The 13535-nt window shown below is 38.5% G+C and carries 17 protein-coding genes; 4 read left to right on the top strand and 13 right to left on the bottom strand.

Going from position 1 to position 13535, the window contains the following annotated elements; translation table 11 throughout:
* Positions 1-45: 45 nt before the first annotated feature.
* The 7 genes from FK178_RS04010 to FK178_RS03980 form a co-directional block, all read right to left on the bottom strand.
* Positions 46-1158: an alkene reductase gene (locus tag FK178_RS04010; RefSeq protein ID WP_146831238.1), complete on the bottom strand. Its 1113-nt coding sequence runs from the start codon at positions 1156-1158 to the stop codon at positions 46-48.
* 9 nt (positions 1159-1167) lie between these two features.
* The gene (locus FK178_RS04005; protein WP_146831236.1) at positions 1168-1851 is read right to left on the bottom strand and encodes a type 1 glutamine amidotransferase domain-containing protein; all 684 of its coding nucleotides are present in this window, start codon (positions 1849-1851) and stop codon (positions 1168-1170) included.
* A 179-nt stretch (positions 1852-2030) separates the two neighbouring features.
* A complete protein-coding gene (locus FK178_RS04000) occupies positions 2031-2600 on the bottom strand; it encodes a Crp/Fnr family transcriptional regulator (RefSeq protein WP_146831234.1) in 570 nt (189 codons plus the stop codon).
* A 131-nt stretch (positions 2601-2731) separates the two neighbouring features.
* Positions 2732-3187 carry a cupin domain-containing protein gene (locus FK178_RS03995; protein WP_146831232.1) on the bottom strand — a complete coding sequence of 152 codons (456 nt, stop codon included), beginning with the start codon at positions 3185-3187 and terminating at the stop codon, positions 2732-2734.
* 168 nt (positions 3188-3355) lie between these two features.
* Positions 3356-3574: a VF530 family protein gene (locus FK178_RS03990; protein ID WP_146831230.1), complete on the bottom strand. Its 219-nt coding sequence runs from the start codon at positions 3572-3574 to the stop codon at positions 3356-3358.
* A gap of 5 nt (positions 3575-3579) precedes the next feature.
* On the bottom strand, positions 3580-4890 hold the full coding sequence (locus FK178_RS03985) for a DEAD/DEAH box helicase (protein WP_146831228.1): 1311 nt from the start codon (positions 4888-4890) through the stop codon (positions 3580-3582).
* Positions 4891-5000: 110 nt separating this feature from the next.
* Positions 5001-6548 (bottom strand): SDR family NAD(P)-dependent oxidoreductase, encoded by a 1548-nt coding sequence (locus tag FK178_RS03980; RefSeq protein ID WP_146831226.1) that lies wholly within the window; start codon positions 6546-6548, stop codon positions 5001-5003.
* Between the two features lie 199 nt (positions 6549-6747).
* On the opposite strand from FK178_RS03980, the gene FK178_RS03975 reads away from it, so the two are divergent.
* Together FK178_RS03975 and FK178_RS03970 are read left to right on the top strand one after the other, a co-directional pair.
* Positions 6748-7218, top strand: coding sequence for a ferritin-like domain-containing protein (locus FK178_RS03975; protein ID WP_146831224.1), 471 nt, complete (start codon positions 6748-6750; stop codon positions 7216-7218).
* 236 nt (positions 7219-7454) lie between these two features.
* Entirely contained in the window at positions 7455-7934 is a 480-nt protein-coding gene (locus tag FK178_RS03970) for a ferritin-like domain-containing protein (RefSeq protein WP_146831222.1), read from the top strand.
* A 72-nt stretch (positions 7935-8006) separates the two neighbouring features.
* On the opposite strand, the gene FK178_RS03965 is transcribed toward FK178_RS03970, so the two are convergent.
* The 4 genes from FK178_RS03965 to FK178_RS03950 all read right to left on the bottom strand — a co-directional run bounded on the left by FK178_RS03965 (position 8007) and on the right by FK178_RS03950 (position 10361).
* Positions 8007-8468 carry a universal stress protein gene (locus tag FK178_RS03965; protein ID WP_146831220.1) on the bottom strand — a complete coding sequence of 154 codons (462 nt, stop codon included), beginning with the start codon at positions 8466-8468 and terminating at the stop codon, positions 8007-8009.
* Between the two features lie 174 nt (positions 8469-8642).
* Complete coding sequence (locus FK178_RS03960) at positions 8643-9254, bottom strand: hypothetical protein (protein ID WP_146831218.1); 612 nt, start codon at positions 9252-9254, stop codon at positions 8643-8645.
* 266 nt (positions 9255-9520) lie between these two features.
* Entirely contained in the window at positions 9521-9949 is a 429-nt protein-coding gene (locus FK178_RS03955) for a VOC family protein (RefSeq protein WP_146831216.1), read from the bottom strand.
* Positions 9950-9968: 19 nt separating this feature from the next.
* Positions 9969-10361: a nuclear transport factor 2 family protein gene (locus FK178_RS03950; protein WP_146831214.1), complete on the bottom strand. Its 393-nt coding sequence runs from the start codon at positions 10359-10361 to the stop codon at positions 9969-9971.
* A 146-nt stretch (positions 10362-10507) separates the two neighbouring features.
* Here FK178_RS03950 and upp point away from each other — a divergent pair, with 146 nt between their 5' ends.
* Together upp and FK178_RS03940 are read left to right on the top strand one after the other, a co-directional pair.
* Positions 10508-11164 carry a uracil phosphoribosyltransferase gene (gene upp, locus FK178_RS03945; RefSeq protein ID WP_146831212.1) on the top strand — a complete coding sequence of 219 codons (657 nt, stop codon included), beginning with the start codon at positions 10508-10510 and terminating at the stop codon, positions 11162-11164.
* A 398-nt stretch (positions 11165-11562) separates the two neighbouring features.
* The gene (locus tag FK178_RS03940) at positions 11563-12393 is read left to right on the top strand and encodes an OmpA/MotB family protein (RefSeq protein ID WP_146831210.1); all 831 of its coding nucleotides are present in this window, start codon (positions 11563-11565) and stop codon (positions 12391-12393) included.
* Between the two features lie 76 nt (positions 12394-12469).
* Here FK178_RS03940 and FK178_RS03935 read toward each other — a convergent pair whose 3' ends face one another.
* Together FK178_RS03935 and FK178_RS03930 are read right to left on the bottom strand one after the other, a co-directional pair.
* Complete coding sequence (locus FK178_RS03935; RefSeq protein ID WP_146831208.1) at positions 12470-12892, bottom strand: DoxX family protein; 423 nt, start codon at positions 12890-12892, stop codon at positions 12470-12472.
* Positions 12893-12986: 94 nt separating this feature from the next.
* On the bottom strand, positions 12987-13502 hold the full coding sequence (locus FK178_RS03930) for a GreA/GreB family elongation factor (RefSeq protein WP_146831206.1): 516 nt from the start codon (positions 13500-13502) through the stop codon (positions 12987-12989).
* Positions 13503-13535 lie beyond the last annotated feature (33 nt).

The following is a 13535-nucleotide window of genomic DNA, read 5'->3' as shown; positions in this document are numbered from 1 at the left end:
CAATCCAATACCTGCAATTACCTCTTTATCTCTTAAAAACGTGTATTAAAGAGAAACCTCTTCGGTTTTCTTTTCATAGTCAAGATATCCTTCTTTACCCGGGGTATAAAAAGTATCCTTGTCCCAATCTGTCAACGGAATATTCTGTTCAAACCTTTCGGCCAGATCGGGGTTGGAAATATAAGGTTTTCCAAAGGCCACGAGATCTGCAAAACCCTCATCTATAACTTTATTTCCTTTTTCCTGGTCAAAGTCACTGTTAATTATGATAGTTCCCTTGTATAAGGGACGGTAACGTTTTGCAATTTCACTTACTGCAAACGGGATATTTGAAACATCTGTAAATGGTTCAGACAAATGAAGATATGCAAGGTCATATTGATTTAATTTTCCTATAATATAATCGAAAGTAGGAATGGTCTCCTCATCCATTGTCATCCCGAAGACATCATTAAGGGAAGGATTTAACCTTAAACCTATCTTGTTTTCCGGCATCACTTCCTTTATTGCCTCAATGACTTCAAAAAGGAATCTTGCCCTGTTTTCTTTACTGCCACCATATTCATCTGTACGCTTATTTGATGTAGCGTTAAAGAATTGGTGGAAAAGGTACCCGTTTGATGAATGTATCTCAACTCCGTCAAAACCGGCTTCCATAGCATTGGCAGCAGCATTTTTAAAATCCTGAACGGTTTGCTTTATTTCTTCCCTGGTCATTGCCTTGGGAGTTACAGTGTCCTTAAACCCCTCTGGAGTAAAAGATTTACCTCCCGGATTAATTGCCGAAGGTGCAAGGGGCAAATCTCCATTATGAAAATCTGGATGAGACATCCTACCCACGTGCCACAGCTGAATAAAAATCCTCCCGTTGGCCTGATGAACTTTTTTAGTAACGTCCTTCCAGCCTTCAACCTGTTCCTTCGTATGAATTCCCGGCGTGTTTACATAGCCAACAGCCTGGGGCGAAACCTGAGAACCTTCTGAAATTATAAGGCCCGCACTGGCGCGTTGGGCATAGTATTCCCCCTGCAAGTCTCCTGTAGGGATATTTCCGGCATTCGCTGCACGGCTTCTTGTCATGGGAGCCATAACCAAACGGTTGGGTAATTGAAGCCCATTTAAATTATATTCTTGTAATAATGCTTGTGTTTTACTCATAATAATTTTCTATCTATTTAATTTTTCAGCCAGTTTTTCCGCAACCTTTTCAGATGATGCGGGATTCTGCCCGGTTATCAATAATCCATCTTCTACCGCATAAGGTGCCCAATCGCCGGTTTTAGAGTAATTTCCTCCTTTTTCCTTTAGCATATCTTCCAGCAAAAATGGTACAACATCTGTCAATTCTACCCCGGCTTCTTCCCCATTGGTGAAACCGGTCACTTTTTTACCTTCTACCAAAGGTCTTCCATCTACATTTTTTACATTTTTAAGAATTGCGGGAGAATGACACACAAATGCTACCGGCTTACCTGCCGCGTACATTGTCTCTATGAGGTTTGTTGATATTGTATCATCCACAAGGTCCCATAAAAGACCGTGCCCACCTGGATAAAAAACGGCATCAAAATTTGCGGAATCTATGTTACTTAAAAGTTGCGTATTTGCCAATAAATCCTGTGTTTCCTTATCTTTATAATACCTATCTGTGGCAGGAGTTTGCGCATCTTCTTTTTCACTGTTGGGATCAATTGGAGCCTGACCTCCTTTAGGAGTTGCAATGGTAATATCAAAACCGCGGTCTTTAAGTAAATAATATGGCGCTGCAAATTCTTCTATCCAAAACCCAGTTTTATGACCGGTGTTTCCCATTTCATCATTGCTGGTTAAAACAAACAATATTTTTTTCATAGCTAAAATTTTAAAAGTTTATAATTTATTTCCCATTTAATTAAAACAGGAAAAATCTTTCAGGAAGTTAATTGATCTAAAATTCAAGAAATATCTTCTGAAGAATTCAAAGATAAAACTGTTAAGGCGAGCGTGTACTTGATGTATGTTAGGGAAACCTGTTAAAAATTGTTAAGCGCTTATAATTCTTTTCTAATTCGGCTCAGGCTTTCAGGTTTCAGCCCCAGATAATTTGCGATATGGGAGTTTGGAACACGTTCTTTTATTTCGGGATAAGCTGCACAAAATTCCAGATACCGTTGTTTCCCCGATTTTTGAAGAGAAGAAAGTACCCTGCTTCTTAAAGCTACAAAAGCACCGGTTATCTTAATCCTGAAAAAACGTTCAAATTGAGGTATGCGATGGTACAATTCTTCCAGGGCGTCCTTTTTTATTTCCAAAAGAACTGAATCTTCAAGGGTTTCTACATACAACTGTGCAGGTTGGCTGTCAAAGAAGGCTTCAAAATCTGAGATCCACCAATCTTCAACCGCAAATTGAAGTATATGCCTGGCTCCCTTTTCATCCATATAATAAGCCATCAGGCACCCGCTCACCACATAATATTCAGCCTTCACCTGTTGACCGGGAGAAATAAGAAATTCCTTTTTCGGGACCTTGACTTCAGAAAGAATGCTTACAAATTCTTCCTGCTCTGTGGGAGTTAGTTGAATTTCCTTTAAGATGTGGCCGAGAATTTCTTTATACATTATTTCTTAAGTGCCACTAAGGCTAAAAATCATTAGAATGTAAAAATAGAAATTCTTTGTTACAATAGACAAGATAAGCAGTACCCCTGGATATTTTCAGCAATATTCTATTAAGAGCTCCAGCAGAAATTCTAGTCTTTTACGGCAATAGCATCTACAGCTTCCTCAAAAGCTATAAACAACACGCAGGGAGCGTCGCCACATCTTCCAGTATGATGTTTCAATGCCGGGCCGTAAGCATAAGATCCCGCTTTCATGGTTTGTTTTTCCTCTCCCTCATATGTAACTTCCAGTTCCCCTTCAATGAGGACCATTCGTTCTGCTGAAGTATGATAATGATTGGGAATTTCAGAATTCGCGGGAAACTGAATAAAAATATCTGAATTTTTCCGGGCCGGATCCCCATGTAATACCGTTAATTTACAACCCTCAGGCATAAAATCGGGACATGGACCCCATTCCAAAGTTGGATCCTGGGCAATTTTGACCAGGGAGTTTTCCTCCTGCGCCACCAAATTAATCGAGATGAGCAGGCTGATAGAAAACAGAATAGTTTTTAAATTTAGAATGTTGGAGAACGCTTTCATAGTGAAGATATTTAAAAATTATACTTTCCACAGTTTTGTAGAAAAATTAAAAGCAACATTTACCGGTTACACCACATGGGGTACCGATAATCCTTTCAAAAACAATTTTTAAAGATAACCAGGATCCAAAATAATTAAAATAGAGGTAATCCCTCGGTTTTTGGAAGATCAGGGATTAGATTTTAAATAAAGTTGTTCTACCTTTTCCCGTGCCCAAGGGGTTCTTCTAAGAAATTTGAGGCTTGATTTTACGGAAGGTTCATGGGTAAAACATCTTATATTGATCCTTTGCCCAAGTTCTTCCCAACCATATTTTTCTACGAGATAGTCCAGGATATCTGCGAGTTTTATTCCGTGTAACGGATTATTGGTTTGTTTACCTTCCATAAATATCAGATTAAGCTTACCCGCACCTTTTTACGTTTCAAACGGCTGTTATTCAATTCGGCAATTAGTTCCCCGGCCTTTTCTGCCGGAACGGCTACAAAAGCGCAATCCTGCTTTAATTCTATATTTCCTAGTTCTTCTTTTTGAAGATTTCCCTGTTTTAAGAACAAACCGGCAATATCACCTTTAGATATCTTATCTTTTCTACCGCCCGAAATAAATAAAGTTTCCCATGTAATTGAAGTTTGGGCGTCCATTTTTTTTACTTTTTCATCTGGCGTGGGGGTTATAAAATCGGGCAAATCTTCCTTTTCCCAATGCAATACATAGGCTGTGCCCTTTTGGTTCATGCGGGCTGTACGGCCATTTCTATGAGTAAATTCCGGCGCGCTGTGAGGTAATTGATAATGTATTATAAATTGAATTTCGGGCACGTCTATTCCCCTGGCCGCAAGATCTGTTGCAAGAAGCAGCTGGTAAGTTCCGTTGCGAAATTTTATAAGGGACCTTTCCCGGTCTTTCTGTTCCATTCCTCCATGAAAAATCCCATGGTTGATCTTATTCTTAAAAAGATGATCACTTACCTCCTGGATAGTATCTTTAAAATTACAAAAAATGATCCCTGGACTGTTTCTTAAGGGAGAAAGGAGATCTACAAGAGTATCCAGTTTATCCCTGCTAGGGGACTTTATAGTCTTTACATTAAGCTGCGCTTTTCCGGAAGAAAGGTAATTTATATAAACAGGATCTTTAATTCCGGCGAAGGCGGGAATTTCTATTTCCTGGGTCGCCGATGTTAAGACCTTTTTCCTGAGTTTTGGAAGAGTTGCCAGGATCTCTCTCATTTCTTCTTCAAAACCCACTTCCAAAGATTTATCAAATTCATCAAGGACCAGAGTGGTTATATTTTCAATGGCAAAAGTGCCCCTTCGTAAATGATCTCCTACCCTGCCAGGCGTCCCTACCAATATTGCCGGAGGATGGCTTAATTCTATTTTGTCTTTTGAAAACGCCCTGCCGCCATAAACTGCATTTGCCTTATAACCAGATCCCATCTCCCTTATTACCTGTTCTATCTGGATTGCAAGTTCCCGGGAAGGGACCAGTATAAGTACCTGGATATTCCTGCATTCAGGATCCAGGTCTTCAAGTATAGGAAGAAGGAAAGCCAGCGTTTTTCCAGTCCCTGTGGGAGATAACAGCACAACTGAAGCATTAGATGAAATTGCATCAAGAGCCTCCATTTGCATGGGATTAAGGCTTTCAATACCTAATTTCTCCAGGATCTCTTTTTGATCTTTTTTAGTTTTAGACATGGAGCAAAGTTAGGTAATTTAATAGTGGAGATTACACCAAAGCATACCTATGAGCGATGGGTAATCTCAGCTAAATAATATAAGCAGGGGAACTTTATAATTGAATTTTTTTACCAGTCGATAGGACGGTAATCTTTTAAAAATTTTCCACACCAGTGTTTCCCGGTATTAATACCGTCAAACAAAGGATCCATTACCCTTGCTGCACCGTCTACAATATCCAGCGGGGGTTGAAAATCATGAACCTCTACCTTCTTTTTGGAAAGTTCGGCGGGGTCTTCATCGGTTACCCACCCGGTATCAATTGCATTCATATAAATTCCATGCTTTGCAAAACCTGATGCCGATGTATGGGTAAGCATATTTAAAGCGGCTTTGGCCATATTTGTATGAGGATGACGGTCCTCCTTTTTAAAGCGCTGGAATTTACCTTCCATTGCAGATACGTTAATAATATGTTTTTTGCCGGTATTCTCTTTTTTCATAAGGCCGGAAAGGCGGTTGCATAAAACAAAGGGCGCCACGGCATTTACCAATTGAACTTCCACCATCTCTGTTGTCTCAATCTCCCCAAGTTTTAACCTCCAGCTATTGGTTTTTCTAAGGTCTACCTGTTGAAGATCTGCATCCAGCTGTCCTTCAGGAAACACTTCTTTTACTGAAAGAGAGTTATCAAAACTGTAAGGAATTTGTGATAATCTGGCAGATGCCCTTAAGCCTATTCCCGGTTCGGGCCCATGCCAGGTGACCGGCAAATTTTGGTTGTTCCCGGTACCTGCTGTAAAGCTTTTCAATTCCTGAAGGCAGTTTATATGATCATGCAAAAGGTCCTGTGCTTGTAGCGGGAGTTCATGAACCGGCAAATTCTCCTTATCCATAAGGTGCTGATAGAATCCCGCCGGCCGTCTTACCGTTTGTGCAGCATTGTTTATAAGGATATCAAGCCTGTCATATTTTTGCTCTATAAAATTACAAAAGATCTCTACGCTTGGAATATGCCTAAGGTCCAAACCGTGAATCTTTAGCCTGTCACTCCAATCCATAAAATCTGCCTCCTTTGAGAATCGGAGGGCCGAATCGGCAGGAAAGCGGGTGGTTGCTACTACAGTTGCCCCGGCCCTAAGCAGCATCAAAGTAATGTGGTACCCAATTTTTAAACGCGATCCCGTTACTACAGCAACCTGGCCGGTAAGATCTGCAGTTTGGAAACGCTTGGCATAATTAAAATCGCCACAATCTTTACACATAGTATCGTAAAAATGGTGCAATTTGGTATATACCGTCTTACACACATAACAGTTGCGCGGCGATTCAAGTTCAGGACTCTTTTCTATAAGTTGTGCGGGTTGCAGCAATTTAGGCGCTTCAAACACGGCGGCTTCCCGCGCACTTCTTATTCCGGTTTCCTTACGCGCGTGCTTATCACGTTCAATCATCTTTCGTTTGGCCGCTTTAGAAGCGTCCTTCCTCCTGCGTGCAAATTCATCTCTGTTTGGCCGGGTAAGGGAACCTGCCGCCATCATCAAGGATATTCGTTGAGCTTCAGGCAAATCGAAAAGTTGGTTCGTGTTCTCAACCAATTTATTCAATACCAAAATGCATTGTTCGATCTCTTCAGCAGTAAGATTTGCCTGCTCCTCCCCTTTTATATTTTTCATTTTCAAAAATTCAAAGTGCAAATATAGCTTTTAAAACAAGTCTTTGATTTGAACAATAAATTTCCGGGTTGAAAATTTACAAACCGCATATTATTATCTTAAGTAAACTGGAATTAAGCGGGTTAATATGACAAACGTCATTTATTTTTTATTCAACATGCCCTAATTTTGCACTCAGGAACTTTTAAAATTTAGCGTTATGAAAACTACCAGAGAACTAGCAAAAGAAGACACACATAATAAACTTGTGCAGAATTTACAGGAATTATTGGTGAAAAATTACGACGCTCACAAAGGATTTATAAAAGCATTTAAAGAAGCCCGCAGCAAAGACCTTAAAGATCATTTAAAAATAAGGGCTTTTTTACACCAACGCAATGCCACTGAAATAGATAAACTCATTCACACTCTTAACGAGACGCCGCTGGAGGAAGGAAGCGCTGTGGGTAGGTTTCATCGTATTTGGATGGATGTTATGATAGCTATTACAGGACATGATGATAAAACAATATTGGAAGAATGTCTTAGGGGTCAAAAAGCTACACTTAATGAATATAAGGATAAACTCAAAAATTATAAATTTCCCGGGAATATTAAAGAGATCCTAAAAAAACACCTGCTGGAACTGGAATTGTCCCTGCAGGAGGTCAAAAGCATTCAAGATATTTAGCTAAAAATAGCTCGCTTTCCCAGAATGGTTTTTTCTTTTTTCAGAGCTATGGGATGGGGTTAATTGGAATAAAAAATATGGGCTGGGAGTAAAAATGCACCCTGGTGAAATTAAATTGTTAATTACACAAACTATATTAACAAGCTTTGTTAAACCCTTCTAAAGATTAATTTAATTGTCCTTCCTTCCTCATTTTCCTGACTTATCTTTAGGTAATTCAAAATTAAATTATAATTATGAAAACCACCAGAGAAGAAGCAAAAGAGAATAGCCACAATGAACTTGTGGAAAATTTGCAGGAGTTACTTGAGAAAAATCTTGATGCCGAAAAAGGTTTCAAGAATGCCCTGGATGAAACAAAAAATGTTCATTTAAAACAATTTTTCAAGAAGCAGGCAATTCAAAAAAACAGGTTTGTTACAGAACTGGATTATGTTATTAGATCCCTGAACGAAGAACCAAAAGAAAAAGGAAGCACCCTGGGAGGGCTTCATCGCGTATGGATGGATTTAAAAACTTCCTTATCTGGCGATAAGGATGAAGCAGTACTCGAAGAAGTGATAAGAGGTGAAAAGGCCAGTGAAAAAGAATATGAAGAGAAATTGAAGGATCATTTTTTTCCTGTAGATATCGCTGAACTTCTTAATAAACAACTGGCAGAGATAAGATTGACTCTTGCAAAAGTAAAAACCCTTGAAGATCTGGCAGATGATTAAGCGCAGATCATAGTATATAAATGAAAAGGTCCTGAGAAATATCAGGACCTTTTTTATTTATATAAGTTTAAATCAATCCTTTTTCACAGGTACCAGATACACCGGTATTTTTGTTTTTTCTATCACTTTCGACGCCACCGTACCCATAAGTAGTTTTTCAAGAGCAGAGTGGCTATGGGTTCCCATCACAATAAGACTTGCATTCCATTGGGCTGCATATTCAAGAATTGCATTGGCTGCATCTCCTTCTGTAAGGTGAGTGATTACAGCAGGATCGTTAAGATGTTTGGCTGCCGATTTTAAATACTCCTCGGTAACCTTATGCATTTCATTCATCATTTCAATATCGATCGCCCCGGCATCATATCCATCATATCCCATAAAAGTAGGATATTGCATCCCGTAATGTGCAATCTCAGCCATCACATGGATAAGGCATACCTCCCCGCCCATCAACTGCGCCAATTCATAACCCGTTTCGGCGACCTTTTGAGAGGATGGATTGTAATCTATTGCTATTAGAATTTTTTTCATGTTTGTCCTGGTTTTCAGCTTCCGAAATTTATGAAAATTATTTCAGATAAAATTCCCCAAACTACTATTTACCAACAGGACATTCGGGGTTACGGCAGTTAAAAATTAGAAAATGACCCTAAAAAATTCCGTAGATCGTAAAAGGAAAAGAATTTTTGTAAGATGAACAGAATTCTAGTTTTTCACAACGATCATTGTAGCCCTTCCGCCGGTAAGTAAATTCCATTCGCTGGTAGTTACGAGTTTCCCGGTTTCATCAAATACTTTAAAGGCAGCAGTGTTTGGTCCCGAGGACCCCTGATTTAGGGCTTCAATTTCAATAGTATTAAATCCATTATCAAGGGCAATAAGCACCGGCGTAAAATTTCCCTGCAGGTAAATGTCATTTTGTACGATCTTACCATTTACATACACCCGAACCCGGTCACCATCAACATATTGAGCGTCACGGCAATATAATTCAACTAGTTTACCTTTGGTAACAAAACTGCCCAGATCCTGTCCTTGTAATCCTCCGCTAGCCTTTTCATCTTCGGTCCATTTCTTTTCAATAAAATCTCCTGCAGTAAGTAATTCCTTTTTTGTGACCATTTCCAAAGGTTTGGGTTTTCTGGGATCATCCTTTAATTTAAAATCTTCACGGGGAGCCTCGGGAAATCTTACTGTAGGCGTAGAAGAACCCAAAGGTCTTTCAAAAACCGGTTTTTTTGAAGTGGATGGGATCTCCTGTGAGAACCCGGAAAAGCTCATTAATATACCAGCAAAAAGAAGCAATGCTTTTTTCATATCCTAATACCTGTTTTTATGGTCTTCCAAAAGCTTTTGGAATTAATTCGCTTATTTTTCACAGGGCTTGTAATGTATGCACGCTATGAATATTTATGAATGCTAAAATAAGGAATCTTTAATAGCTGCCGTATATCAAAAACAAAACCAATTTTATGAAAGATACATCTAATGGAAATATTATTAAAAGTTTGCTTGCAACGGGAATAAATTCCAGCTGAAATCAAGAATTAAAATGCTAGATAAAAGATTAAAGGTTTAAAGGTTTAATGACTTTCCTCCCCATAATCTATCATCCAGTTTATCCCAAATTTATCACGTAACATTCCAAAATAAGATCCCCAAAAAGTTTGTTGAAGTTCCATTTCAATTATTCCTCCATTGGCTAAGGCGTTAAAGATCTGGTCGGATTCTTCCCTGCTTTCCGTATTTATGGAGATGTAGAAATTATTTCCCTGTTTAAAATCAGGGCTCATAGATTCCAAAATATCTGAACCCATTAAAACATTTCCATTTCCAATGGGAAGTGACACATGCATCACTTTATTTTGTTCTTTGGATGTAATTTTATCTGCATCTGGCATATCTTTAAATCTATGTATCTCAGAAAGCTCTCCTCCAAATACCGAATGATAAAATTTAAAAGCTTCTTCCGCAGTTCCGTTAAAATTTAAATAAGGATTTATTTTTGCCATACTCTTAATATTAAAAGGATTATTGTTTAGAATTTTCTTTGTCTCCGGGAGCATTTGTTACATCAATAATAAAAGCTCTTACTTCCTTAATTTTATTCTCTTCAGATAAACTGAATTTGTAGAGGTCACAAAACATATACTTTTTTTCGACATTGTCGCTATCCTTCATGGTCATTGAACCATCTACCGCAGCAGCATCTTTTGTAATAAGCATTGAATTGATATGCAACGTCATTTCTCTTGAATGCTTTACCTTATTCATAGCCTCTACTAAAGCCTCTTTGCCATATATCACAGGTTCCCCAATCATTTCCCAATGAACATCATCTGTTACACTGTCAAAAATGAAATTAAGGTCATTTTCCACAAATGCGTTATTAAACTTTTTTAAAAATGTCTCTCTGGTAGTCATTATTTACTTATTTAATTAGCAACTCCTTTAAAGGTAATTTTGTTATCTCTATAAATTTAGCGCATTTTACCTTAAATTTATCTCCTGAAGAGAATTTTATACTTCCCATCAAACACTTATTACAAATCTTAATTTAAGACTCGTCAATGCAGGTTAACCATCTTCTGGAGAAAAATTCAATCGCTGCAAAATTTGTGGCTGAACTAAGGGATATAAACATTCAAAACGACAGGTTGCGTTTCCGAAGAAATATTGAAAGACTTGGAGAGATCCTGGCCTATGAACTAAGTAAAACCCTTAATTTTGCACCCGCCTCCACCCTTTCTCCACTTGGCACCGCAAATACATTTTTGCCACAGGAGGATGTAGTGATCTGTTCAATTTTAAGGGCAGGATTACCCCTTCACACCGGGCTTCTTAATTATTTTGATACGGCAGAGAACACATTTATTTCGGCCTACCGGCATTACTTAAATGAAACCGAATTTGAAATTAAGGTAGAATATCTCGCGTCTCCTTCCCTGGAAGGTAAAACACTTATTCTGGCAGATCCAATGCTGGCCACTGGAGCATCCTTTGTGACAGTTCTTGAAGCTTTGAAAACCATGGGTACACCAGCCCAGATTCATTTGGTATCTATAATTGGAGCCAGGCCCGGGGTTGAGTTTGTAGCTGAAAATTTTCCGGAAAACTCCAAATTATGGATCGCTGCCATAGATGAAGAATTAAATGAACATGGATATATTGTTCCGGGATTAGGAGATGCCGGCGATCTTTGCTTTGGTACGAAAATGCAACATTAGAGTTTATTTGTAAGAGAACTAACCCATTTTAAACCCTGATCATCTCTGTTTTTACAGGTCCTATAACCTGTTCCCCCATACTTCGCCGGTATTAAAATACCTTAGAGTTGTGGCGATAATTCCCACATTCTAAGAAAAAATCCACAACAATACCTATTAATTCATTTATTCGAAAAACGGGGAAACACCAGTATTTGGAAGATTTTCTAAATTAAAAATACCCGTAAAACCCACGTTTTGAGCACATAAAAAGCCAACATAGCTGTTTTTGGGAGCTTTGGAACATTGGCAGCGGGAAAAGGATGGTTTCACTGGCATTATTATAGCTCAAACTATACTGGTCTTATATAACCAATCAAAAACATATAAAACAAAGACCTTAATCAAAATTAAAAAATATGAAAAAAACTGTATTAATGGCTGTAATGTCAATGGCAATGTTAAGTTCTTGTGTTTCAAAGAAGAAATACGTGGAGCTTGAAAATCAACTTTCAGACACTCAATCCAACTTGCAACGTACCACTATGGAAAAAGAGGAGGCTCAACGAAAGCTGGATGCTATCGAAGCCCGTGTTGCAGACTATAATGCTAAGATCAATTCCCTTCAGGAATCTAATGATGAAAGACTGGAAATGAATGATCTTACTGCTATGTCTACAAATAACAAGCGTAAAATGCGTGAAACTCTGGCTAAAGTTGACCAATCTGAACTGGCAGCTGCTACCACTCTGGAAGATTCCATAAATCTTGCAGTATCTTATAACCTGAAGCAATCAATCTCAGATGAATCAGAAAGTGATGATATCGATATTACTGTAGATAAAACTGTTGTTATGATTAATGTTTCAGACAAATTGTTATTCAACAGCGGTAGCTACAGGTTAAGCAGCAAAGCAAATAATTTGATGCAAAAACTTGCCGAGGTTATTAATTCTGAACCAAGTATGGAAGTAATGATTGAAGGTCATACAGATTCACAAACAATGGTACCGGGTTCACACCTGCAGGATAACTGGGATCTAAGTGTGCGTAGAGCAACTTCTATTGTAAGGATCCTACAGGACAAATACAAAGTTGACCCTGCGAAATTGATCGCTGCCGGTAGAAGTAGTTATGCTCCTCTTGCCGAAAACGATACAAAAGAAAACAGAGCTAAGAACAGAAGAACAAGAATTGTAATTATTCCAAATCTTGATAAATTCTTTGCATTACTGGAATCTGAACAATAAGAGAGTTTTTAATTAATGATAAAAGGGGCAAAACCATTGGTGTTGCCCCTTTTTTTATGTGGTAAAGGTTCAAATATTATGTTCTCTTTTGAGACAGAAAATACCAGTCCAGTGAAAATTTACCGCTACCGGTAAATAATAGTAAGATATAACCGGTTAAGAACAACAAAGGCAATTCCTGACTTCCAAACCCATCCTGGGCATGTACGATAAATGCGGCAACTCCCATCGTAAGAATTAGAGGTATTACTGCAAGCCTGGTACCCAGGCCAAGTATAATCAGGATTGAACATAAGAATTCTGCGATTACTGCAAGCGTAAATGTTGTTACCTCTCCAAAACCAAGAGGGTCACCAAAAACAATTGGTTCGCTCCCAAAAAATTTAATAAGCTTCGGGATTCCATGTGTGAGCATTAAACCAGAAATTCCCAGGCGAAATATCAATAATCCCAGGTCAACTTTTGGAAGGCTTAAATTGGTAGAGTACGTATTTTTCATATATACAGAAGGTTTGGTATGAAGATATGAAAAAAAGCTGAAGGAGATTTTGTTTAAGCTCCCTCTTATCATTTACCAATAGAAATCTCTAAAATCAGGAATATGAAATTTCAAGTATCTTAAATTCCTGAACAGTTTTGCCCCTATTAAACTGCGTTGTTTCCCCAATCCTTTTTCCGGTTAAAGCAACAGCAATAGGAGCAACAAATGCAATCTTTTTCAATTTTATATCTGCCTCATCTACGCCCACTATCTGAAACCTTATAACCGATCCTTTCTGTTCACCTGCAATAACTTCAAAGGTAACTGCAGCTCCAAATCTTACTTCGTCTTTTGGTTGTTCTTCAGGGTCTAAAACCCGGGCTGAGTTAATGCGTTCATTTAAAAGATTTAGTTTTCCGGTCAGTACAGCACGGGCGTGGCGCTTTTCTTTCTCGTCTTCAATATTGGTAAGGGAAGTAAGTTGATCTTCAAGATTGGTCCTTTCACGTTGCAATTGTTCAAGGCCGGTTTTGGTTACATAATTGATCACTCCCGCAGGCAAGGCTGCCCTTGGCGGAATAAAAGGTGCTTCTTCCTGATCATCTTCTTTTACAAATCCTCTGCTCATGGTATGGGTTTTATTTAATGTAAGAATTTGCAT

Origin of the sequence: Antarcticibacterium arcticum (assembly GCF_007993795.1) — a bacterium.
Lineage (GTDB): Bacteria > Bacteroidota > Bacteroidia > Flavobacteriales > Flavobacteriaceae > Gillisia > Gillisia arctica.
The sequence above is the reverse complement of the archived record's forward strand: the minus strand, read 5'-3'. Positions and strand labels throughout refer to the sequence as shown.